The sequence below is a fragment of the Candidatus Sodalis pierantonius str. SOPE genome, assembly GCF_000517405.1.
GTDB lineage: Bacteria > Pseudomonadota > Gammaproteobacteria > Enterobacterales > Enterobacteriaceae > Sodalis_C > Sodalis_C pierantonii.
Genome location: NZ_CP006568.1, coordinates 1 through 22,471, shown reverse-complemented (window position 1 = coordinate 22,471; position 22,471 = coordinate 1). Strand labels below are relative to the sequence as shown.

The window sequence follows — 22,471 nt, the reverse complement described above, 5'->3', positions numbered from 1 at the left end:
CGAACTTTTAGGTGACTGGCGGCTCTGATCACTACATTCGTTTCAACATCAGGTCCCCATGGCAAAGCAAAAGTTTAAAATTACCAACTGGCCCGCATACAACAATGCGCTCAGGCAGCGGGGGGACCTGACAGTATGGCTTGATGAGTCAGCCATTGCTGCATGGACTGAGAGTACACCACCTGAACATCGTGGCCGGCCGCTTCACTACACTGATATGGCCATTACCACGGTTCTGATGATAAAGCGCGTGTTTAACCTTTCGCTCCGGGCGTTACAGGGTTTCGTTGACTCAATTTTTAAACTGATGGGGCTGTCGCTGCGCTGCCCAGATTACTCTCTGGTCAGCCGGCGAGCAAAAACCGTCGACATCAGCATAAAAACGCCAACCCGCGGCGAAATCTCACACCTGGTCATCGATGGCACCGGCCTGAAAGTCTTCGGCGAAGGCGAATGGAAAGTCAGGCAGCATGGGGCTGAGAGGCGCAGAGTATGGCGCAAGCTTCATCTGGCAGTAGATAGCGTGACACATGAAATTATCTGTGCCGATTTATCGCTAAGCGGTACGACAGATGCGCAGGCGCTGCCCGGGCTGATTAACCAAACCCACCGGAAAATCAGGGAAGCGTCGGCTGACAGTGCTTACGATACGCGTTACTGTCATGATGCTCTGCTGAGGAAAAAAATAAAGCCGCTTATCCCACCGCGAAGTGGTGCGCAATATTGGCCAGCTCGATACTATGAGCGTAACCATGCGGTGGCAAATCAGCATCTGAGCGGCTTTGTTGAATAAATCGAACTTTTAGGTGACTGGCGGCTCTGATCACTACATTCGTTTCAACATCAGGTCCCCATGGCAAAGCAAAAGTTTAAAATCACCAACTGGCCCGCATATAACAATGCGCTCAGGCAGCGGGGGGACCTGACAGTATGGCTTGATGAGTCAGCCATTGCTGCATGGACTGAGAGTACACCACCTGAACATCGTGGCCGGCCGCTTCACTACACCGATATGGCCATTACCACGGTTCTGATGATAAAGCGCGTGTTTAACCTTTCGCTCCGGGCGTTACAGGGTTTCGTTGACTCGATTTTTAAACTGATGGGGCTGTCGCTGCGCTGCCCAGATTACTCTCTGGTCAGCCGGCGAGCAAAAACCGTCGACATCAGCATAAAAACGCCAACCCGCGGCGAAATCTCACACCTGGTCATCGATGGCACCGGCCTGAAAATCTTCGGCGAAGGCGAATGGAAAGTCAGGCAGCATGGGGCTGAGAGGCGCAGAGTATGGCGCAAGCTTCATCTGGCAGTAGATAGCGCGACACATGAAATTATCTGTGCCGATTTATCGCTAAGCGGTACGACAGATGCGCAGGCGCTGCCCGGGCTGATTAACCAAACCCACCGGAAAATCAGGGAAGCGTCGGCTGACAGTGCTTACGATACGCGTTACTGTCATGATGCTCTGCTGAGGAAAAAAATAAAGCCGCTTATCCCACCGCGAAGTGGTGCGCAATATTGGCCAGCTCGATACCATGAGCGTAACCATGCGGTGGCAAATCAGCATCTGAGCGGCAATAACGATACCTGGAAAAAGAAAGTAGGTTATCACCGGCGTTCACTGGCTGAAACGGCCATGTTCCGGTTTAAAATACTTCTGGGTGGTCATCTGAGTCTGCATGACTATGACGCGCAGGTAGGTGAGGCTATGGCAATGGTCAAAGCGCTTAACCGGATCACGTTGTTAGGAATGCCAAACAGCGTCCGCATCATGTAACAATCGCCCTGATAGGGAGGAAGTCGTCAAAAATTTCGGATTTATTCAACAAAGCGCCAATGTTGCGCAAAGGCTCTTTATCATTGCGCGTAAAATGGCGGGCGTTGTAGCAAAATAACATTTGGTCCGGCCTGTCAAAGCGGCTGAAGAAATCCATGCCCAGGTTATACATGTCGTTTTTGTTGCCGCTGATTTTCATGCGGCCCACCGGCATACCGTTAAACGTCAGGCCGTCGATCAAATAGTCATTATCATGACCCAGGCCGCTGGCGGTGGCGCTGGGCGTTTGCCGGTAACCCGTCGTGACATTGCGATACTGCTTTTTCATCCTACCGATAAGCTCTTCGCTGACGAAACTCTGCACCGCGCCGGTATCGACCACCATACTGATGCTGTAAGCTTTGTAATCCAGCGTTAACACCGGCGAGCGGCCGAACTGGTCCTCATAAGGCAGACATTGCTGATACCCCATCAACGACGGAGAATGTCGCCAGGCGGTCAATTGATGGCTACGGTTGTCCACCGCCCAACTCAACTGACGGAAAACCTCCGCGCCCAGAACGCCATCCACCTTTTCCCCTAGCGATTGGCTGAATATGTCCAAATCGATGGCCAGCCAGGGATTGATGCCCGGCAGCGTATAACTGCCAAGCGTTATCGGCAGTGAACGCCATAGCGAAACCTGATCGGCGCCGAGCTTTCCCTGGGTACTGCCGACGCCGTTAGCCATAATGGTACGAAAGATCGAGGGGATCTCATCGGGCGTCGCGGGTCGGGTAAGGGTCTGCGCCAGCCGTTTATCAATTACGGTATAACTGGCGCCGGTATCCAGCACAAACCGGTAGGTGTTGTCGGCGATGATCACCGGCACGACGAGATGCAGCAGGTGAACCGGCTCGTGCAGCACAGGGGGATTTTCCCCAGCCGCCGGCGCCGCGAAGGTCGGGGCGCACGGCGAGGCGACCAGCACAACGGCCAGGCAGGCCCAGAAAGGTCGACAAGCGTAACGGCTATCCATGGTATCACGTCCTCCGGCAGGTCAAGAAGTAGCGGCCCGACGGGCGTATCCCGTTGTCGCCAGCCGCGCCTTTCGACGACAATGGCATGATTTTAACGTAAAACCTACCGCTGGAGATCCGCAAAAAATACCGCGGTGCGGTTGCGCCTGGATGTGACCGCCTAAGCGTCGGACCACCAGACACCCTGCGTCTCTTTAGATTGTTTCCTCCCCCCGCGCCGGCGCCATCCGCTCTCGCGACCGGGCTAGCGGTAGCGTCTTGAGGTCTCTTTTAATGCGGTATATTCGCCGAAATGCGGCAACGGCGGGGCCGACGGCAGTCTACCCGCTCTAAGTTGAAAAACCTCCCTGTCTTTGACAGCGGGCGCCTGGCCGACGGCGCCCACCATTAAGGTTATTCCACCGTTACCGATTTAGCCAGATTACGCGGCTGATCGACGTCAGTCCCTTTAATCAGGGCGATGTGATAGGCCAGCAACTGCATCGGCACGGTGTAGAAAATGGGCGCCACAATCTGTTCCACGTGCGGCAGCGGGATAATTTTCATATTTTCGCTGGCGGTAAAACCGGCATCCTGCTCCGCGAAAACATACAGCAATCCCCCCCGGGCACGCACTTCTTCTATATTGGATTTCAGTTTTTTCAACAGTTCATTGTTGGGGGCGATGACGATCACCGGCATATCGGCATCAATAAGCGCCAGCGGGCCATGTTTCAATTCCCCGGCGGCATAGGCTTCAGCGTGAATATAAGAGATTTCTTTCAGCTTCAGCGCCCCTTCCATAGCGATAGGGTAAAGATCGCCGCGGCCTAAAAACAGCGCGTGATGTTTATCGGAAAAGCCTTCGGCCAGCGTTTCAATGGGCTTATCCAGCGACAGCATTTGCTCGATGCGGCTCGGCAGCACCTGTAGAGCATGAACGATATCTTCCTCTACCCCCTGGTCCATACCGCGCGGGCGGCCGATACGCGCCACCAGCATCAACAGCACCGTCAACTGGGTAGTGAACGCTTTGGTGGAAGCTACGCCGATTTCGGTGCCGGCCCGGGTCATCAGCGCCATATCCGATTCGCGCACCAGCGAAGAGCCGGCGACATTACAGATGGCAAGCGAACCCAGATAGCCGAGGGCTTTGGTCAACCGCAGCGCCGCCAGAGTATCGGCGGTCTCGCCGGACTGGGAGAGGGTGATCAGCAAACTGTCGGGACGCACTGCGGGTTTGCGGTAGCGAAACTCGGAGGCGATTTCCACATCGCAGGGCACGCCGGCCAGCGCCTCGAACCAATAGCGGGAGACCATGGCGGAGTGGTAGGAGGTGCCGCAGGCAATAATCTGCACGTGCTGCACCTGGCGTAGTAACGCATCTGCGCCGTCGCCCAATTCCGACAGCGTTACCTCTCCATGGCTAAAGCGACCTTCCAGCGTGTTTTTGATCGCTTGCGGCTGCTCAAAAATTTCCTTTTGCATATAGTGGCGGTACAGCCCTTTATCGCCGACGTCGTATTTTACCTGGGATTCGATTTCCGGCCGCTCCACGCTCTCGCCGGCCTGGTCCCATACCCGAACGGTACGGCGGGTAATTTCGGCGATGTCGCCCTCTTCGAGGAACATAAAGCGGCGGGTGACGGGCAGCAGCGCCAGTTGATCGGAGACCAGGAAGTTCTCGCCGACGCCGCGGCCAATCACCAGCGGACTGCCGGAGCGTGCCGCCACCAGCACGCTGGGATCGCGGCTATCCATAATAACCGTGCCGTAGGCGCCACGCAGCGCGCCTACCACCCGCTGCATCACCTCAAAGAGCGCGCCGCCCTGCTGGCGCTGTTCCCAATGCGCCAAATGCGCGATCACTTCAGTGTCGGTTTGTGTAACGAACGTGTAGCCGCGTTCGCGTAGCTGCTCGCACAGCGGTTCATGATTTTCGATGATGCCGTTATGGACGACCACGATGTGCCCCGAGACGTGGGGATGCGCGTTATTTTCCGTCGGCTCGCCGTGAGTCGCCCAGCGGGTATGGGCAATACCAGTGCCGCCGGAGAGCGGGTGCGCCTGTGCCGCCTCGGTCAGTGCGCTGACTTTTCCCACCCGACGCAGGCGCTGCAGATGGCCGTCATTGTCCACCACCGCCAGGCCGGCGGAATCATATCCACGATACTCAAGACGACGTAATCCCTCCAACAGGATCTCGGCAATATCACGCTGCGCAACCGCGCCTACTATTCCACACATCTCGGTTATTCCTGATTAAACGGCTGCAATCGCCGTTATGAGCTAGCACCAAATCCGACCGGCGCGGCGCCGCTACACGCCGCGGGTCTTGCCGGCCGCTTTAGGGTAGCGCGGCGGACAAAACCACCCGCTAAGGGCGGCCGCATCCTCATTTTTTCTTCACCGGCCGCGTCCAGTTGGCAATGGGAAACTGACGGATCCGACTGATGACCATTTCGCCGTCGGCCACATCGCGCGTAACGGTCGTGCCGGCGCCGATGGTGGCGCCGCGGCCAAGGGTTACCGGCGCCACCAGTTGGCTATCGGAGCCGACGAAGACATTGTCGCCGATCACGGTTTTATGCTTGTTAGCGCCATCATAATTGCAGGTGATGGTACCGGCGCCGATATTGACCTGTGCCCCTATCTCGGCGTCCCCGAGGTAGCTAAGATGGCCGGCTTTCGACCCTTTGCCCAGGCGGGCCTGTTTCATTTCGACAAAATTACCCACGTGCGCGCCCTCCTCCAGCTCGCTGCCGGGGCGCAGTCGGGCAAAGGGACCGAGAGTACTGTGCGCCGCCACGCGGGCGTCTTCGATAACGGTATAAGGGCTAACGACCACATCATCACCGATGACCACATTTTTCAGGACGCAACCGGTACCAATTATCACCCGGTTGCCGAGCGTCACCCGGCCCTCAAGGATGACGTTGGTGTCAATGGAGACATCCTGTCCGTGACGCAGTTCGCCGCGCAAATCGAAACGCATCGGATCGGACAGCATCACACCGGCCAGCAAAAGACGCTCCGCCTGCTCTTGCTGAAATAGCCGCTCCAGACGCGCAAGCTGTAGCCGGTTATTCACCCCTTCGACTTCGCTATGCCGCGAGGGCTGCACCGTATTGATTTTTCGGCCTTCGTGCCAGGCCATGGCGATAATGTCCGTCAAATAGAACTCGCCCTGCGCGTTATGGTTGGTTAACTGCCCCAGCCAGCGTTTCAAATCGCCGCCGCCGGCCACCAGAATACCGGTGTTGATTTCCTTTATTTGCCGCTGCTGTTCGCTGGCGTCTTTCTGCTCAACAATACCGACCACCTCGCCGTCGGTGCGCACGATACGGCCATAGCCCTCGGGATTGTCCAGCGTTACCGTCAATAGGCCAATACCGCCTTCCGGCCTTGCCGTCAGCAAGCGCTGCAAAGTGTCGGGAGAAATAAGCGGGACATCGCCGTACAGGATCAGGACATCTTCCTCGTCGCGCAGATCCGCCAGCGTCTGCTGTACGGCATGGCCGGTGCCGCGCTGCTCGGCCTGCAGCACCCAATTCAGGGGGGCATCCTGACGGGCGAGCCGTTCACGCAGCAATTCGCCGCCGTGACCGTAGACCAGATGGATGCGCGCCGCGCCCAGCTGGGTTGCGGCATCAATAACGTGTTGCACCAGAGCTTTACCGGCCAGGGGATGCAGCACTTTCGGCAAGGCGGAAAACATTCGACTTCCCTTGCCGGCGGCAAGGACAACCACGCTTAATGCTCGATTCGACATAACCATCCTGTGGAATCCTGTTTATCAGACGAAAGTAAACCCGTTCGCAGGCGGGATTACTACATATTTTGGCATGAAAAACACTTTACAGGGCGTAGCCGTCCGGCGCTAAGGCTATTTGTCACGATTGGTGCAGATTCCGACGTATCCGATCAGCTGTTCCGACCCTGTACACGATTCTGTGTAAATGCCTTTTCTCAGAAGTGACCGTCCAGGCGGTCACCGAACTCGATAATAAAGCGGCTCATTGCCATGCGCCAGTCCCTCAAAGGCATTGTCCATTTCTGTGAGGCCGCCTGTATCGCCAGCCACACCACCTTTTTCACTGCGTCGTCGGTCGGGAACACCTTGCGCTTTTTGATGGCATGCCGGATCACGCTGTTTAACGACTCGATGGCGTTGGTCGTGTAGATCACCTTGCGGATGTCCGTTGGGTAGGCAAAGAACGTGGCCAGATTGGCCCAGTTTGCCTGCCAGCTTCGACTTATTTGCGGGTAGCGGATGTCCCAGGCACTGGAGAACGCTTCCAGCGCCTGCAAGCCGGCTTCTTCCGTAGGGGCCTGATAGATAGCTTTCAGGGTCGCGGGTGACGGCCTTGTAGTCCTTCCAGGAGACGAACCGCAGGCTGTTGCGCACCATATGTACGATACACAGCTGGAGCCGCGCCTCCGGATACACCGCGTTAATAGCGTCAGGGAAACCTTTCAGCCCGTCTACGCAGGCGATAAGGATATCGTTCAGGCCGCGGTTTTTCAGCTCTGTCAGCACGTTCAGCCAGAACTTTGCGCCTTCATTTTCGGCCAGCCACATACCTAGCAACTCTTTCTGGCCTTCGATGTTGATGCCCAGCGCCAGGAACACAGATTTGTTGATGATGCGGCTGTCCTGCCGGACTTTTAGAACGATACAGTCAAGATAAACAATGGGATAGACTGCATCCAGAGGCCGGTTTTGCCATTCGACAACCTGCTCCATGACCGCATCGGTGACCTTTGAGACCAGCGCCGGCGAGACATCGGCGTCATACAGCTCTTTGAACGCGGCGGCGATCTCGCGGGTGGTCATCCCTTTGGCGTACAACGATAAAATCTGGTTATCCATCCCGGTAATCCGGGTCTGGTTCTTCTTCACCAGTTGCGGTTCAAAGGAACCGTCACGATCGCGCGGAGTACGCAGCGCCAGCGGGCCATCGCCAGTGGTAACGGTTTTTGTGGAATAGCCGTTGCGGGCGTTGGTCCCCGGTTTAGGCTGATTTTTATCGTAGCCGAGGTGATGGGTCATTTCGGCATTGAGAGCTGCTTCGACGCTGATTTTTTTCAGCAGCCGATCGAAGTGACTGAGATCTTCAGGGGTTTTGAGATTTTTGGCCAGTTCGTTAGCCAGAGCCTGCAACTGTTTTTCGTCCATAAATTAACCTGTTTTTGATGTTGGATTGAACATATCAAAATCAGGCAAATACACAAATTTCTAAACAGGCTCGCTGTTCCGGCGACATCCGATCAGTTATTCCGATATTTTCCGATCACCCATTCCAGTGATATTCGATCATGTGTTCGCTCATCTTCTGACTCGGGTTTAGTCTATTTTTCCTGTGCTGGCTACTCCTTGCTCTTTGCGTAGTGATTCGCCTTTAAGTTCCAGTCTATAGCTAGGGTGTACTAACCGATCGAGTAACGCGTCAGCTGTCGTGGGGTTTTCTATCAGTCCATACCATTTTTTCACCGGCAGTTGACTGATCAGGATGCTGCTGCTTTTGTCGTAGCGATCTTCCATCACCTCCAACAGTATCGTTGCCTGCATCGGACTTATTGATTCTAGGCCCACTTCGTCCAAGATCAGTAACTCTATTTTTTCTAACTGATTAAGCTGTTTTAGATAGGTCCCGTCTACCTGACACTGGTGAAGATGGGCCAGCAACCGACCCACTCGCCAGTAACGCACGCTATATTGCTGCCGGCATGCCTGCTCACCAAGCGCACAACTGAGCCAGGTTTTGCCCGTACCTGTCGGCCCCGTGATGAGTATGCTTTTCTGATATTTCAGATATTGTCCCCCTAGCAGATCTCGCATCTGTTCCGGTGTCACTCCTCGGCTAGGGATATAGCGGATATCTTCCGGTTTTGCCTGCAAGCGCATTTGCGATTGCCGTCGAAGACGGCATATGTGGTTGTTTTTTTATGCAAATTTTCCGCTTCTACCATCAGCGACAACCGCTCCTCGAACCCCAGCTCCCCATAACTCCCCGGGAGTTCGCGTTGCGTCTCCAACGCCTGGACCATTGCCGACAACTTCAGCTCTCGCAGAGCCATTAACAGTGTATCCATATTTATTCTCCTTAGTGATAACTGTCCGGACCTCGGAGGTTTTCGTGAACCAGCATTGATACTCCGGCTCCGTCCTGGGTGACCTCACTTTCACGGCCGTGTTTCAATACGTTGGCTATGAAAGAGCGGTTAATGCACCCTTTCTCCAACGCCAGCGCGCAGGCCTTCTCCAGTCGCGTCGTCTCATAGCGCCGTTGCAGATTGAGTAGCCCCAGCACGGAGCGGTAAGCCTGCTCCGGATGGGCTTTGCTCTTTTGGATGGACTCGACCACTTCAGTGTGCACACACCCACCGACAGAGCCCAACTGTACAGCCTTTCCGGCGTCCACTGACTCTGCCCCTTATGGTTAGCCGGCATGTGCGCCGCCTGAGTCGTGTGCCTATAGGCGTTATCGCTGCGAGGGTGCGTAGCCACGCAGACGCCCTTATGGTGGATTTGCACCAGCCGTTGGGTGGCGATGACGTCAACGCGCTCGCCAACCAGCGGATGCGGCACCGAGTACCAGTTTTTGCCGTAGTCTATGTGGTAATCAGGTCCCACTCGGGCAACGAAATACTCACTGTATTCCCATTGTGTGGGCGGTAGAGGCCCAAGAGCCGGTTTGTCCAGCTGCTCGAAGCGTTCAAGGCGACTTTGTCCGCCGTAATGACGCATCGGGCGCAGATTCAACTCATGATTGAGTTCTCGTATCACCTGGTTGAGTTCGGCCAGCGAGTAGAACCTACGTTTACGCAACCGGGCCAAAATCCAGCGTTCTACCAGCTGCACAGTTGATTCTGCCTTCGCCTAGTCTTTCGGTTTTCTCGGGCGCGCCGGTAGCACCACTGTCTCATAGTGATTTGCCAGCGCCTGGTAGCTCTGGTTTATGACCGGCTCATAGCGGTCAGGGGTGCTGACAGCGCTGCGCAGATTATCAGGTATCATCAGCTCCGGAACCCCACCCATGAAGTGCAGACAGCGGCTATTGGCGTTGAGCCACGATGCCATGTCCTGCCCTTCGCAGGCTTCGATATACGCATAGCCTGACACGCCCATGGCAGCGACGAAGATAGCGACCTGGCGTACGCTACCGGTCGCAGGGTTGACGATAGGTACGGTGGGGCCACAGAAGTCGATGAAGAGCTTTTCGCCAGCCTTGTGCTCCATGCGCATAGAACGCCGCTGCTTCTTTTTCCAGTCACAGAACAGTGCACAAAACTGTGAGTAACCGAGGGCATCACCGCCCACGGCGGACTGATATTCCATCCAGAGCAGCTGCTTGGTCATGCCCTTGCGGCTTAACTCGGTATCGATATCAAGCCAGCTGGGTAATGTATTGATAACTTTTCCGGATTTGCCGGGATAGAGCAGGCGGTCGAGGTCGACGGGGGACAGTTCCGCCGGCAATGGCCAGACCAGGTTAGCTACCGTGAATCGGCCGAGGATATCGTGCACGGTAGTACAGCCTATGCCGAGCGCTGCTGCGATAGTGCGATTCGAGCGACGCGGCTCGAATTTCATACGTAACACATTAATATAAATGCACATTTCCGTTCTCGCTTTCTTCTTTTTACGTGCCATGCCCCCGGAAGCTAAAAGTATCCAGAGTATGGCGGAACAGAAGATGAGCGATCGGACAGAATCGGAATCGCTGATCGGGCGACCGGAATCAGTGATCGGATGAAATCAGAATTAGTGATCGGGTGAAATCGGAATCAGTGATCGGATGTGACCGGAACTAGCAATTGTGTTGCCAGAAAGGAAAATGGCGGCGTAACTGGTGTTTTTTTCAGCGACGCGGACCTGAAATTGCCCACATAGGCCGGTGAATATTCCGCGACTTAATTAAAAAGATAAAAAAAAGCGACCCTGTACACGATTCTGTGTAAATGCCTTTTCTCAGAAGTGACCGTCCAGGCGGTCACCGAACTCGATAATAAAGCGGCTCATTGCCATGCGCCAGTCCCTCAAAGGCATTGTCCATTTCTGTGAGGCCGCCTGTATCGCCAGCCACACCACCTTTTTCACTGCGTCGTCGGTCGGGAACACCTTGCGCTTTTTGATGGCATGCCGGATCACGCTGTTTAACGACTCGATGGCGTTGGTCGTGTAGATCACCTTGCGGATGTCCGTTGGGTAGGCAAAGAACGTGGCCAGATTGGCCCAGTTTGTCTGCCAGCTTCGACTTATTTGCGGGTAGCGGATGTCCCAGGCACTGGAGAACGCTTCCAGCGCCTGCAAGCCGGCTTCTTTCGTAGGGGCCTGATAGATAGCTTTCAGGTCGCGGGTGACGGCCTTGTAGTCCTTCCAGGAGACGAACCGCAGGCTGTTGCGCACCATATGTACGATACACAGCTGGAGCCGCGCCTCCGGATACACCGCGTTAATAGCGTCAGGGAAACCTTTCAGCCCGTCTACGCAGGCGATAAGGATATCGTTCAGGCCGCGGTTTTTCAGCTCTGTCAGCACGTTCAGCCAGAACTTTGCGCCTTCATTTTCGGCCAGCCACATACCTAGCAACTCTTTCTGGCCTTCGATGTTGATGCCCAGCGCCAGGAACACAGATTTGTTGATGATGCGGCTGTCCTGCCGGACTTTTAGAACGATACAGTCAAGATAAACAATGGGATAGACTGCATCCAGAGGCCGGTTTTGCCATTCGACAACCTGCTCCATGACCGCATCGGTGACCTTTGAGACCAGCGCCGGCGAGACATCGGCGTCATACAGCTCTTTGAACGCGGCGGCGATCTCGCGGGTGGTCATCCCTTTGGCGTACAACGATAAAATCTGGTTATCCATCCCGGTAATCCGGGTCTGGTTCTTCTTCACCAGTTGCGGTTCAAAGGAACCGTCACGATCGCGCGGAGTACGCAGCGCCAGCGGGCCATCGCCAGTGATAACGGTTTTTGTGGAATATCCGTTGCGGGCGTTGGTCCCCGGTTTAGGCTGATTTTTATCGTAGCCGAGGTGATGGGTCATTTCGGCATTGAGAGCTGCTTCGACGCTAATTTTTTTCAGCAGCCGATCGAAGTGACTGAGATCTTCAGGGGTTTTGAGATTTTTGGCCAGTTCGTTAGCCAGAGCCTGCAACTGTTTTTCGTCCATAAATTAACCTGTTTTTGATGTTGGATTGAACATATCAAAATCAGGCAAATACACAAATTTCTAAACAGGCTCAAAAAAGCCGGTCATCGCGACCAGCCTTTCATGATTCACTATTGATTACATCACTTTTTTGGTCAGTTCGATGACCCGCAGTTTCGCCAGCGCTTTGGAGAGCTCGGCCGACGCCTGGGCATAATCAATATCACCGTGGGAGTTATTGATATGCTCTTCCGCCTTGCGCTTGGACTCCATCGCCCTCGCTTCGTCAAGATCCTTGCCGCGAATGGCGGCATCGGCCAGTACGGTTACCGTACTGGGCTGCACTTCGAGTACACCACCGGACAAGTAGATATACTCTTCGTTGCCGTGCTCTTTAACGATACGCACCATACCGGGCTTAATGGCGGTGAGCAGCGGCGCGTGACCGGGGAAAATCCCCAATTCGCCCCCGCTACCCGTCATCTGGATTTTCTCAACCAGCCCGGAAAACATCTGTTTTTCGGCGCTGACCACATCCAGATAGTAAGTTTTTGCAGCCATATCACCCTCCTATCAAGGCGTTACAGTTTCTTGCCTTTTTCCACGGCTTCGTCGATGGAACCCACCATGTAGAACGCCCGTTCCGGCAGATGATCGTATTCACCGTCCATGATGCCTTTAAAGCCACGGATCGTGTCTTTCAGCGCCACGTACTTACCGGGCGAGCCGGTGAACACTTCCGCCACGAAGAACGGCTGGGACAGGAAGCGCTGAATCTTACGCGCGCGCGATACCACCAGCTTGTCATCTTCGGACAGCTCGTCCATGCCGAGGATAGCGATGATGTCTTTCAGCTCCTGATAGCGCTGGAGAATGGACTGCACGCCGCGCGCCACATCATAATGCTCCTGGCCTACCACTAACGGATCCAGCTGACGGCTGGTGGAGTCGAGCGGGTCAACCGCCGGGTAAATCCCCAGAGAGGCGATTTGACGGCTCAGAACCACGGTTGCGTCAAGGTGGGCGAAGGTGGTCGCCGGCGACGGGTCGGTCAAGTCATCCGCGGGGACGTAGACTGCCTGCACCGAGGTGATAGACCCGGTTTTGGTGGAAGTGATACGCTCCTGCAACACGCCCATTTCCTCCGCCAGCGTCGGCTGGTAGCCTACCGCGGACGGCATACGGCCAAGCAGCGCGGACACTTCGGTCCCGGCCAGGGTATAACGGTAGATGTTGTCGATGAACAGCAGAACGTCACGACCCTCATCACGGAATTTCTCCGCCATGGTCAGGCCGGTCAGCGCCACGCGCAGACGGTTGCCCGGCGGCTCGTTCATCTGGCCATACACCAGTGAAACCTTATCGATAACGTTGGAGTCGGTCATTTCATGATAGAAGTCATTACCTTCACGGGTACGTTCACCCACGCCGGCGAACACGGAATAACCGGAGTGTTCGATAGCGATGTTGCGGATAAGCTCCATCATGTTAACGGTCTTGCCCACGCCGGCGCCGCCGAACAGGCCGACTTTACCGCCCTTGGCGAACGGACACATCAGGTCGATAACCTTGATACCGGTTTCCAGCAAATCCTGGGAACTGGCCAGCTCTTCATAGCTCGGCGCCGGGCGGTGAATAGACCAGCGTTCTTCCTCGCCGATATCGCCCTTCATGTCGACCGGCTCGCCCAGCACGTTCATGATGCGGCCCAGGGTAGCTTTACCCACTGGCACTTCAATCGCGCGTTCGAGATCGGTCACTTTCAGGCCGCGACGCAAACCGTCGGAGGAGCCCATCGCGATGCAGCGGACGACGCCGCCGCCCAGCTGTTGTTCTACTTCCAGCACCAATTTCGCGGCGCCGTTTTCCACTTCAAGCGCGTTGTACACCTTGGGTACGGCGTCTTGCGGGAACTCGACGTCGACCACGGCGCCGATAACCTGGATAACATTTCCAGTAGCCATCTTGAATCCTCTACGTAATTCGTAACCTAAACCGCGGCGGCTCCCGAGACGATTTCGGTGAGTTCCTGAGTGATGCTGGTCTGTCGAGCCTTATTGTAAACAAGTTGCAGCTCTTTAATCAGGCTGCCGCCGTTGTCCGTTGCGGCTTTCATCGCTACCATACGCGCGGCCTGTTCGCTGGCCAGGTTTTCAACGACGCCCTGATAAACCTGCGATTCCACATAACGACGCAGCAGGGTATCCAGCAGCGTTTTGGGATCGGGTTCATACAGATAATCCCAGGATTTGGTCTTTAAATCCGCTTCTTCCGCTGGCGGCAGAGGCAGGATTTGCAGAATCTGCGGCACCTGGGACATGGTATTGACAAATTTGTTGCTGACAATATAGAGCTTGTCCAGGCGGCCTTCGTCATAGGCCTGTAGCATAACCTTTACCGGCCCGATCAATTCAGACAGCGTGGGGTTGTCCCCCATGCCCGTCACCTGAGCAACCACTTTGCTACCGACCGAATTGAAGAAAGACACCGCCTTGGAGCCAATCAGCGCTAGTTCGGTTTCCACGCCTTTCTCGTTCCACTCTTTCATGTCCGCCAGCAGCTTTTTGAACAAATTAATGTTCAGGCCGCCCGCCAGACCGCGGTCGGTTGCCACCACCAGGTAACCCACGCGCTTTACGTCGCGCTCGTCCAGGTAGGGGTGTTTGTATTCCAGATTACCCAGTGCAAGGTGACCAATCACTTTGCGCATCGTTTCTGCATAAGGACGGCTGGACGCCATGCGTTCCTGAGTTTTACCCATTTTGGAGGCGGCGACCATTTCCATCGCTTTGGTGATCTTTTGCGTATTCTGGACGCTTGCAATCTTACTACTTATCTCTTTTGCGTCGGCCATTTCTGCTTCTCCTCATTGCTTTATGGCCTGCCGGAGCAGGCCATAGCGCGTTACCAGGACTGGGTTGCCTTGAAGGTATCGAGAATGCCTTTCAGCTTGCCTTCGATATCATCGTTATAAGCGCCGGTCTGGTTGATTTGTTGCATCAATTCGCCCTGCTCGCGGTCCACGTAGGCCATTAGCGCGGCTTCAAAATCGCCGATTTTCTCCAGCTCGACATCTTCCAGATAACCGCGTTCTGCCGCGAACAGCACCAGCGCCTGCTGGGCGACCGACATCGGCGCATACTGTTTCTGCTTCAGCAGTTCGGTCACTTTCTGACTGTGATTCAGCTGCTTGCGGGTCGCGTCATCCAGATCGGAGGCGAACTGGGAGAAAGCGGCCAATTCACGATACTGCGCCAGCGCGGTACGGATACCGCCGGACAGTTTTTTCATGATCTTGGTTTGGGCGGCACCGCCGACGCGGGAAACCGAGATCCCCGGGTTAACGGCGGGACGGATACCGGCGTTGAACAGGTTCGATTCCAGGAAGATCTGACCATCAGTGATGGAAATCACGTTGGTCGGAACGAAGGCGGAAACGTCACCTGCCTGGGTTTCGATGATAGGCAGCGCGGTTAACGAACCGGTTTTGCCCTTCACTTCGCCCTTGGTATAGTTTTCAACGTATTCCGCGTTAACGCGGGAAGCGCGCTCCAGCAAACGGGAGTGCAGGTAGAACACGTCGCCGGGATAGGCTTCACGGCCGGGCGGACGGCGGAGCAGCAGGGAGATTTGGCGATACGCCACGGCCTGCTTGGAAAGATCATCATAAATGATCAGCGCGTCTTCGCCGCGATCGCGGAAGTATTCGCCCATGGCGCAACCGGCATACGGCGCCAGATACTGCAATGCGGCGGATTCGGATGCGGTGGCGACTACCACGATGGTGTTCGCCACCGCGCCGTGCTCTTCCAGCTTACGCACCACGTTGGCAATAGTGGACGCTTTCTGGCCGATGGCGACATAGATACATTTGATGCCGCTGTCGCGCTGGTTGATGATGGCGTCGATGGCCAGCGCCGATTTCCCGGTCTGACGGTCGCCGATAATCAGCTCGCGCTGACCGCGGCCGATAGGAATCATGGCGTCGACGGATTTATAACCGGTCTGTACCGGTTCATCGACCGACTGACGTTCGATAACGCCCGGCGCAATGGCTTCAACGGCGGAGAAGCCGTCGTGCTCCAACGGGCCTTTACCGTCGATGGGCGCACCTAGGGTATTGACCACGCGGCCAAGCAAGCCACGGCCGACCGGCACTTCCAGAATACGCCCGGTGTATTTGACTTTCGTGCCTTCGGCCAGATCCGCATACGGCCCCATGACCACGGCGCCGACGGAGTCGCGTTCCAGGTTCAGGGCGATGGCGAAACGGTTGCCGGGCAGCGCGATCATTTCACCCTGCATGACTTCGGCCAGGCCGTGTACGCGGATGATCCCATCGCTGACGGAAACGATGGTACCTTCATTGTGAGCTTCGCTCACTACATTGAACTGAGCAATGCGCTGCTTGATCAGTTCGCTGATTTCGGTGGAATTCAGTTGCATGCTCCAGTCCCCTTAAGACTGCAAGACGTCTGCCAGGCGCTCCAGACGACCGCGTACGCTGCCGTCTATCACCATATCGCCCGCGCGTATCACGACGCCGGCCACGACAGACTTATCAATTTTGCAATTCAGCTTAACTTTGCGTGACAGACGTTGCTCCATCGCGGCACTAATTTTTGCCAGTTGCTCTTCTTTCAACGTGCTGGCGGAAATGACATCCACTTCCACAGTCGCCTCCTGCGCCGCGCGCAGAAGAATGAACTGCTCCAGCACGTCGGGCAGAACCGCCAGACGCCCGTTTTCCGCCATGACCCGAATCAGGTTCTGACCGGAGGCATCAAGCGCCTCGCCACAGACCGCGATAAACGTTTGCGCCAGCTTTTCGGGCGCAACGGCGCCCGAGAGCAGTTTGGCTATCCGCTCATTGCGGCTCACCTCGGCAGAGAACGCCAGCATCAACTGCCAGTGCGCCACGTCCTGGTGCTCGACAGCAAAGTCAAAAGCCGCTTTGGCGTAGGAGCGAGCTACAGTTACCAGTTCAGACATCGGCCCTCCCTCCTTACAGTTCAGCGACAATTTTATCGACGATGTCGCTGTTGGCAGCTTCATCCACGGAACGTTCGATGATCTTCTCGGCACCCGCCAAAGCCAGCATAGCGACCTGCTTGCGCAACTCCTCGCGGGCGCGCTTGCGTTCGGCGTCAATTTCCGCCTGCACCTGTGCCAGGATTTTGTTGCGTTCCGCTTCCGCTTCGGCTTTGGCTTCATCAACCACTTGCGCTTTACGCTTGTTGGCCTGTTCGATGATAGCCTGGGCTTCCACCTTCGCTTGCTTCAAATGATCAGTTGCTTCGGCCTGGGCGATGTCCAGATCTTTTTTTGCGCGTTCCGCGGAAGCCAGACCGTCAGCAATTTCTTTCTGACGCTTCTCGATGGCGGCCATTAACGGCGGCCACACATACTTCATGCAGAACAGCACAAACAGGACAAACGCGATGGCCTGGCCGAGGATTGTTGCGTTAAGATTCACAGCACAATGCCTCTTGTAAAGTTAACGGTTCAATGTTGGTTAGCTTGGCGTTTAACACTAGGCTACGGCGAACATCACGTACAGGCCCAGGCCCACGGCGATCATGGGGATGGCGTCAACCAGACCCATAACGATAAAGAACTGCGTGCGCAGCAGAGGGATCAGATCAGGCTGACGCGCGGCGCCTTCCAAAAATTTACCACCCAGGATGCCGATACCGATCGCAGCACCGATTGCCGCCAGACCCATCATCACAGCGGCAGCCATGTACAGCAGATCCATATTCAGGTTTTCCATGACAGTCTCCAGTTTGTTTCAGTTAAACGCAATATTAAAGTTATAAAAATCAATGTTCTTCAGATGCCATCGCGAGATAGACAATCGTCAGGACCATGAAGATAAAGGCTTGCAGCGTAATAATCAGGATATGGAAAATGGCCCAGGGCACATTCAGAATCCATTGCGACCACCACGGTAACAGACCAGCAATCAGGATGAAGATCAACTCACCTGCATACATGTTGCCAAACAACCGAAGGCCCAGCGACACTGGCTTGGACAGCAGGCTGACGCCTTCGAGAATCAGGTTGACGGGAATGAAAATCGGGTGATTGAACGGCTGCAGGGTAAGCTCTTTGACAAAGCCGCCGATCCCTTTCATCGTCACGCTGTAATACAGGATGAGGATAAATACGCCGAGCGCCATCGACAGCGTAATGTTAACGTCAGCCGAGGGCACCACACGCAGCGCCGGCAAGCCCAGCACGTGCTCGCCGAGATAGGGCAGCAGATCGATGGGCAGCAAATCCATCAGGTTCATCAAAAAGACCCAGACGAAGATGGTCAACGCCAGCGGAGCAATGAGTTTGCTTTTACCGTGGAACATATCCCGCACGCTGCCGTCGACAAAGCCGACCACCAGCTCGACGAAGGTCAGCATTTTCCCGGGGACGCCGCTGGTGGCACCCTTAGCGATGCGGTCAAAGATCAGCAGGAAAATCGCGCCCAGCAGCAGCGAGAAGAACATGGAATCAATGTTCAGGACCCAGAAAGACGCCGCCGAGTGGGGATTAACCAGTTCAAACGTACGCAGGTCCAACTGAAGGTTGTTCAGGTGGTGGCCTATGTATTCCTGTGGAGTAGCGATTTCTCCTGATGCAGACATGATGCCTCTTACCCTTTGTTGTTAATTACGGCCGGTGCCAATATCTGCACAATCAGCACCGATAAATAGGTCAGTCCCAATGGGACAAACGCGGCCTTAAACATCCCAAGCGCGACGACCAGCAAGGCGATGGTCGCCGCCATTTTCAGCCCCTCGCCGACGGAGAACGACCAGGCGATGCGACCCGAGACCGCGGCCTGATGACGGCATGCGAACAGCATGAACACGACATTCGGCAACCAGGCGGCCAGCCCGCCCCCCGCGGCTGATGCGGCGGCGCGGGGGCTTTGCAGAGCGAACAGAACGCTGAACAGCACCAAAGTCATCAACTGGGCAAAGAGTAGCTTTCCAGCGACTTTACCGCCGTAAAGGGCTAAGGTCATGACTTTGATACTCTCCCTACCCGCTCAACTCCGGCTGAGTGTGTGTAAAACTGCCTTTGCCGCGATCAGTCAAGCGGTGAAAAACGTGAAAATTATACGGGTCAGTACTACGAATTCAATCGATAAGTAGCGAAAAGGTGAACAATAATTTAAAGAATGCAGATTTCGTCTTTTTACCGCAAAAGCGCGGGAATCATAACATGCAAAGCTTTCCAACGCTTCACCAATTATCGCCTGTAAAACTGTGCACAAGATCACACCACGACGGATTTAAAAGCGCGATCCGGCGGTTAATTTAGCCATCGCAGCATTTAAAAAAAATTATTATTTATAATATATAACTGCTTTAATATTATTTTTTATAAAATCGCTCTATTTGGACGCACCTCTTACGCTTCAGACGTCTCGCGCGTTCATATTGGCGCGCGGTTTAGTAATGTGATTATAATTTTTTATTACATATATTTATCTTAGTTACTATTAGTATAGATACTATTTAGCGGCGGGATTCAATTGCTAACGAAATGTAAAAGAGAGGTAAATGATTATCGGGACAGCTAAATTACCGCCGGCGGTTTATTTAATAAAGCGCGCGACGGTTCTTTTTGCCTTTTTGTTGACGAAAAGCAATTTAATTCGCCGCCACCACCACAATATGCCGCTCGCCTTCCAGGCCAGGCACCTGAAGCCCGATCACCGATTCTAACCGAAAGCCCGGCGGCAGCGCTGTCAGCTCCGCCTCGGAAAGCTGACCTTTCAGCGCATAAAATCGGCCTTTTTCTTTGGCCGGCAGCGCAGCGCACCAGGTCAGCATGTCGCCGTGAGAGGCGAAAGCGCGGCTTATGACGCCGTCAAAGCCTGCGGACGGCGTGAAGCTCTCTACCCGGCTCTGCACCGCCGTGACATTGTCGAGCCCCAGTTCATGCTGTACCTGGCGCAGAAAGCGTATGCGCTTGCCCAGGCTGTCCAGCAGAGTGAAATGCGCCTCGGGTCGCACGATAGCCAGCGGAATGCCCGGCAGCCCCGGACCGGTGCCGACGTCGATGAAGCGGTCACCGCGCAAATGAGGATTGACGACGATACTGTCCATGATGTGGCGAACCAGCATCTGCTCAGGGGAACGCACCGACGTCAGGTTGTAGGCCTTGTTCCATTTGTGTAGCAGCCCGACATAGCCCAGCAACTGCTTTTTTTGCGCCGCCGACAGCGCCATGTCCGCCTGTCCAAGCAGGGTCTCCAATGTCTCAAGCATCAATGATTCAGTCGTTGTCAGGCGCTGCGGCGCAGCAGCCCCTGTTTTTTCAGCCAGACCAGCAAGATGGAAATCGCCGCCGGCGTGACGCCGGATATCCGTGAAGCCTGGCCGATAGAGTTGGGTTTATGATCGTTTAGCTTGGCGATCACTTCGTTGGACAGGCCCGATACGGCGCTGAAATCCATATCCACCGGCAGCAGGGTATGTTCATTGCGCATCTGGCGCGCGATCTCCTCCTGCTGACGGGCGATGTAGCCCTGGTATTTGATCTGGATCCCGACCTGTTCCGCCGCCTGGTCGTCGGTCAGCGCCGGACCAAAGCGGTCCAGGCCGGTCAGCCGCGCATAATCCATCTCCGGGCGGCGCAGAAGCTCTTCCCCGTTGGCTTCGCGCGTCAGCGGCGCTTTAAGCAGCGGATTAAGCTGTTCGACGCCTTCGCTGTCGGGATGCACCCAGATATCGCGCAGACGCTGACGCTCCAGCGCGATCTGTTCTTGCTTGGCGCAGAAGCGCGCCCAGCGCACCTCATCCACCAAACCGAGCTGCCGGCCGATTTCCGTCAGCCGAAGATCGGCGTTATCTTCGCGCAACAGCAGCCGGTATTCGGCGCGAGAGGTAAACATACGGTAAGGCTCCTTGGTGCCCAATGTGCATAAATCATCCACCAGCACGCCCAGATAGGCCTGATCGCGCCGCGGCGACCAGCCCTCTTTGTCGGTGGCAAGCCTGGCGGCGTTCAGACCGGCGAGCATGCCCTGGGCGGCGGCCTCTTCGTATCCGGTAGTCCCGTTGATCTGGCCGGCGAAGAACAGCCCCGCGATCAATTTGCTTTCCAGCGTCAGCTTGAGATCGCGCGGATCAAAAAAGTCGTACTCGATCGCATAGCCCGGACGCACGATGCGCGCGTTCTCCAACCCCCGCATAGAGTGGACGATTTTCATTTGTACATCGAACGGCAGGCTGGTCGAGATGCCGTTGGGATAAATTTCGTTGCTGATCAACCCTTCCGGCTCGAGGAAGATCTGGTGGGCATCGCGATCGGCAAAACGCATGACCTTATCTTCAATGGACGGGCAATAGCGCGGCCCGACGCCTTCGATGATGCCGGCGTACATCGGGCTGCGATCCAGATTCTGGCGGATGACCTCATGGGTCTTCTCGTTGGTATAGGTGATATAACAGGGGATCTGGCGCAGATGCTGATCCGCCGAGCCCAAAAATGAGAAGACGGGTAGCGGATCGTCGCCATGCTGTGTCGCCAGCTGCGAAAAATCAATACTGCGCGCATCAATACGCGGCGGCGTACCGGTTTTCAGGCGGTTCACCCGGAACGGCAGCTCGCGCAGACGGCGCGACAGAGAAATCGACGGCGGATCCCCTGCCCGACCGCCGCTGTAGTGATCCATGCCGATGTGGATCTTGCCGTCCAGGAAGGTCCCCACGGTCAGCACCACGGCGCGGGTGCGGAATTTCAGCCCCATTTGCGTAACGGCACCGACGACCCGATCGCCATCCACGATCAGATCCTCTACCGCCTGTTGGAAGATCATCAGGTTAGGCTGGTTCTCCAGCGCGCCGCGCACCGCCTGACGGTAAAGCACGCGATCCGCCTGTGCGCGGGTCGCCCTGACCGCCGGCCCTTTACTGGCGTTTAGTATCCTGAACTGAATGCCGGCCTTATCGATGGCCTGCGCCATCAAACCGCCCATCGCATCAATTTCCTTGACCAAATTCCCCTTGCCGATACCGCCGATCGCCGGGTTACAGGACATTTGTCCAAGCGTATCAATGTTATGCGTCAGCAGCAGGGTTTGGCATCCCATACGTGCCGACGCCATTGCCGCTTCCGTACCGGCATGGCCGCCACCAATGATGATAACGTCAAAATGATCGGGATAATACATGGTAAAAACACCTCACGTGAAAGCGAAGGATCGTCAAGGGGCATGGGGAAGAGGATTCTACTCAAGTTTAGGCGGGATACAAGCCCGGAAGATCAGCGGGTAATTAAAGAAAAATCTTTTTATTTAAAGATCTCTTGTTATGTCTACTACTAGAATCGCGATCCTCTGTGGATAAGCTATTTTTGATCAACCTATACAAGGGATTATCGATCCTCTGAGCCTGTGAATGATCGGTGATCCCGGCCAGTATAAGCTGGGATCACCTGAAGCTATTATCCACAGGGATAGGCGAAGATTAGGGTTATACATTGGATAACTACCGGTTTTCAGTGGTTTTTAACCGTAGTTAT

At 55.4% G+C, this 22,471-nt stretch carries 16 protein-coding genes and 4 pseudogenes; 2 read left to right on the top strand and 18 right to left on the bottom strand.

All coding sequences use genetic code 11. The features are described from left to right. Window positions 1-58: 58 nt before the first annotated feature. A pseudogene (locus tag SOPEG_RS22305) lies at window positions 59-781 on the top strand (IS5 family transposase); the annotation flags it as partial. Window positions 782-853: 72 nt separating this feature from the next. Then, window positions 854-1,777, top strand: coding sequence for an IS5-like element ISSoEn1 family transposase (locus tag SOPEG_RS00100; protein ID WP_025243834.1), 924 nt, complete (start codon window positions 854-856; stop codon window positions 1,775-1,777). Here the strand turns inward: SOPEG_RS00100 and SOPEG_RS00095 are convergent. From SOPEG_RS00095 to mnmG, 18 genes and pseudogenes are all read right to left on the bottom strand, one after another. Beyond that, window positions 1,770-2,795 carry an aspartyl protease family protein gene (locus tag SOPEG_RS00095; protein ID WP_051419361.1) on the bottom strand — a complete coding sequence of 342 codons (1,026 nt, stop codon included), beginning with the start codon at window positions 2,793-2,795 and terminating at the stop codon, window positions 1,770-1,772. The two genes, SOPEG_RS00100 and SOPEG_RS00095, sit on opposite strands and share 8 nt — an antisense overlap. 394 nt (window positions 2,796-3,189) lie before the next feature. Further along, entirely contained in the window at window positions 3,190-5,022 is a 1,833-nt protein-coding gene (gene glmS / locus SOPEG_RS00090) for a glutamine--fructose-6-phosphate transaminase (isomerizing) (protein WP_025243833.1), read from the bottom strand. A 148-nt stretch (window positions 5,023-5,170) separates the two neighbouring features. Beyond that, a complete protein-coding gene (gene glmU / locus SOPEG_RS00085) occupies window positions 5,171-6,547 on the bottom strand; it encodes a bifunctional UDP-N-acetylglucosamine diphosphorylase/glucosamine-1-phosphate N-acetyltransferase GlmU (protein WP_025243832.1) in 1,377 nt (458 codons plus the stop codon). 197 nt (window positions 6,548-6,744) lie between these two features. Next, window positions 6,745-7,954 (bottom strand): annotated as a pseudogene (locus tag SOPEG_RS00080) (IS256-like element ISSoEn2 family transposase). 168 nt (window positions 7,955-8,122) lie between these two features. Beyond that, window positions 8,123-8,871, bottom strand: a pseudogene (gene istB, locus SOPEG_RS00075) (IS21-like element ISSoEn3 family helper ATPase IstB). Window positions 8,872-8,882: 11 nt separating this feature from the next. Then, window positions 8,883-10,432 (bottom strand): annotated as a pseudogene (gene istA / locus SOPEG_RS23660) (IS21 family transposase). Window positions 10,433-10,750: 318 nt separating this feature from the next. After that, window positions 10,751-11,959 (bottom strand): IS256-like element ISSoEn2 family transposase, encoded by a 1,209-nt coding sequence (locus SOPEG_RS00060; protein WP_025243830.1) that lies wholly within the window; start codon window positions 11,957-11,959, stop codon window positions 10,751-10,753. A gap of 117 nt (window positions 11,960-12,076) precedes the next feature. Then, the gene (locus tag SOPEG_RS00055) at window positions 12,077-12,499 is read right to left on the bottom strand and encodes a F0F1 ATP synthase subunit epsilon (protein WP_025243829.1); all 423 of its coding nucleotides are present in this window, start codon (window positions 12,497-12,499) and stop codon (window positions 12,077-12,079) included. 20 nt (window positions 12,500-12,519) lie between these two features. Beyond that, entirely contained in the window at window positions 12,520-13,902 is a 1,383-nt protein-coding gene (atpD, locus tag SOPEG_RS00050; RefSeq protein WP_025243828.1) for a F0F1 ATP synthase subunit beta, read from the bottom strand. Window positions 13,903-13,928: 26 nt separating this feature from the next. Continuing rightward, a complete protein-coding gene (atpG, locus tag SOPEG_RS00045; protein ID WP_025243827.1) occupies window positions 13,929-14,792 on the bottom strand; it encodes a F0F1 ATP synthase subunit gamma in 864 nt (287 codons plus the stop codon). Window positions 14,793-14,842: 50 nt separating this feature from the next. Then, window positions 14,843-16,384 carry a F0F1 ATP synthase subunit alpha gene (atpA, locus tag SOPEG_RS00040; RefSeq protein WP_025243826.1) on the bottom strand — a complete coding sequence of 514 codons (1,542 nt, stop codon included), beginning with the start codon at window positions 16,382-16,384 and terminating at the stop codon, window positions 14,843-14,845. Between the two features lie 12 nt (window positions 16,385-16,396). Further along, window positions 16,397-16,930, bottom strand: a complete 534-nt coding sequence (gene atpH / locus SOPEG_RS00035; RefSeq protein ID WP_025243825.1) for a F0F1 ATP synthase subunit delta — start codon at window positions 16,928-16,930, stop codon at window positions 16,397-16,399. A 13-nt stretch (window positions 16,931-16,943) separates the two neighbouring features. Beyond that, window positions 16,944-17,414, bottom strand: coding sequence for a F0F1 ATP synthase subunit B (gene atpF / locus SOPEG_RS00030; RefSeq protein ID WP_025243824.1), 471 nt, complete (start codon window positions 17,412-17,414; stop codon window positions 16,944-16,946). Between the two features lie 57 nt (window positions 17,415-17,471). Continuing rightward, the gene (atpE, locus tag SOPEG_RS00025) at window positions 17,472-17,711 is read right to left on the bottom strand and encodes a F0F1 ATP synthase subunit C (protein ID WP_000429386.1); all 240 of its coding nucleotides are present in this window, start codon (window positions 17,709-17,711) and stop codon (window positions 17,472-17,474) included. Between the two features lie 49 nt (window positions 17,712-17,760). Beyond that, window positions 17,761-18,579: a F0F1 ATP synthase subunit A gene (atpB, locus tag SOPEG_RS00020; RefSeq protein WP_038467949.1), complete on the bottom strand. Its 819-nt coding sequence runs from the start codon at window positions 18,577-18,579 to the stop codon at window positions 17,761-17,763. An 8-nt stretch (window positions 18,580-18,587) separates the two neighbouring features. Next, window positions 18,588-18,962 (bottom strand): F0F1 ATP synthase subunit I, encoded by a 375-nt coding sequence (atpI, locus tag SOPEG_RS00015; protein WP_025243822.1) that lies wholly within the window; start codon window positions 18,960-18,962, stop codon window positions 18,588-18,590. 631 nt (window positions 18,963-19,593) lie between these two features. Then, window positions 19,594-20,214: a 16S rRNA (guanine(527)-N(7))-methyltransferase RsmG gene (gene rsmG, locus SOPEG_RS00010; RefSeq protein WP_025243821.1), complete on the bottom strand. Its 621-nt coding sequence runs from the start codon at window positions 20,212-20,214 to the stop codon at window positions 19,594-19,596. Window positions 20,215-20,231: 17 nt separating this feature from the next. Then, entirely contained in the window at window positions 20,232-22,121 is a 1,890-nt protein-coding gene (gene mnmG / locus SOPEG_RS00005) for a tRNA uridine-5-carboxymethylaminomethyl(34) synthesis enzyme MnmG (RefSeq protein WP_025243820.1), read from the bottom strand. Window positions 22,122-22,471 lie beyond the last annotated feature (350 nt).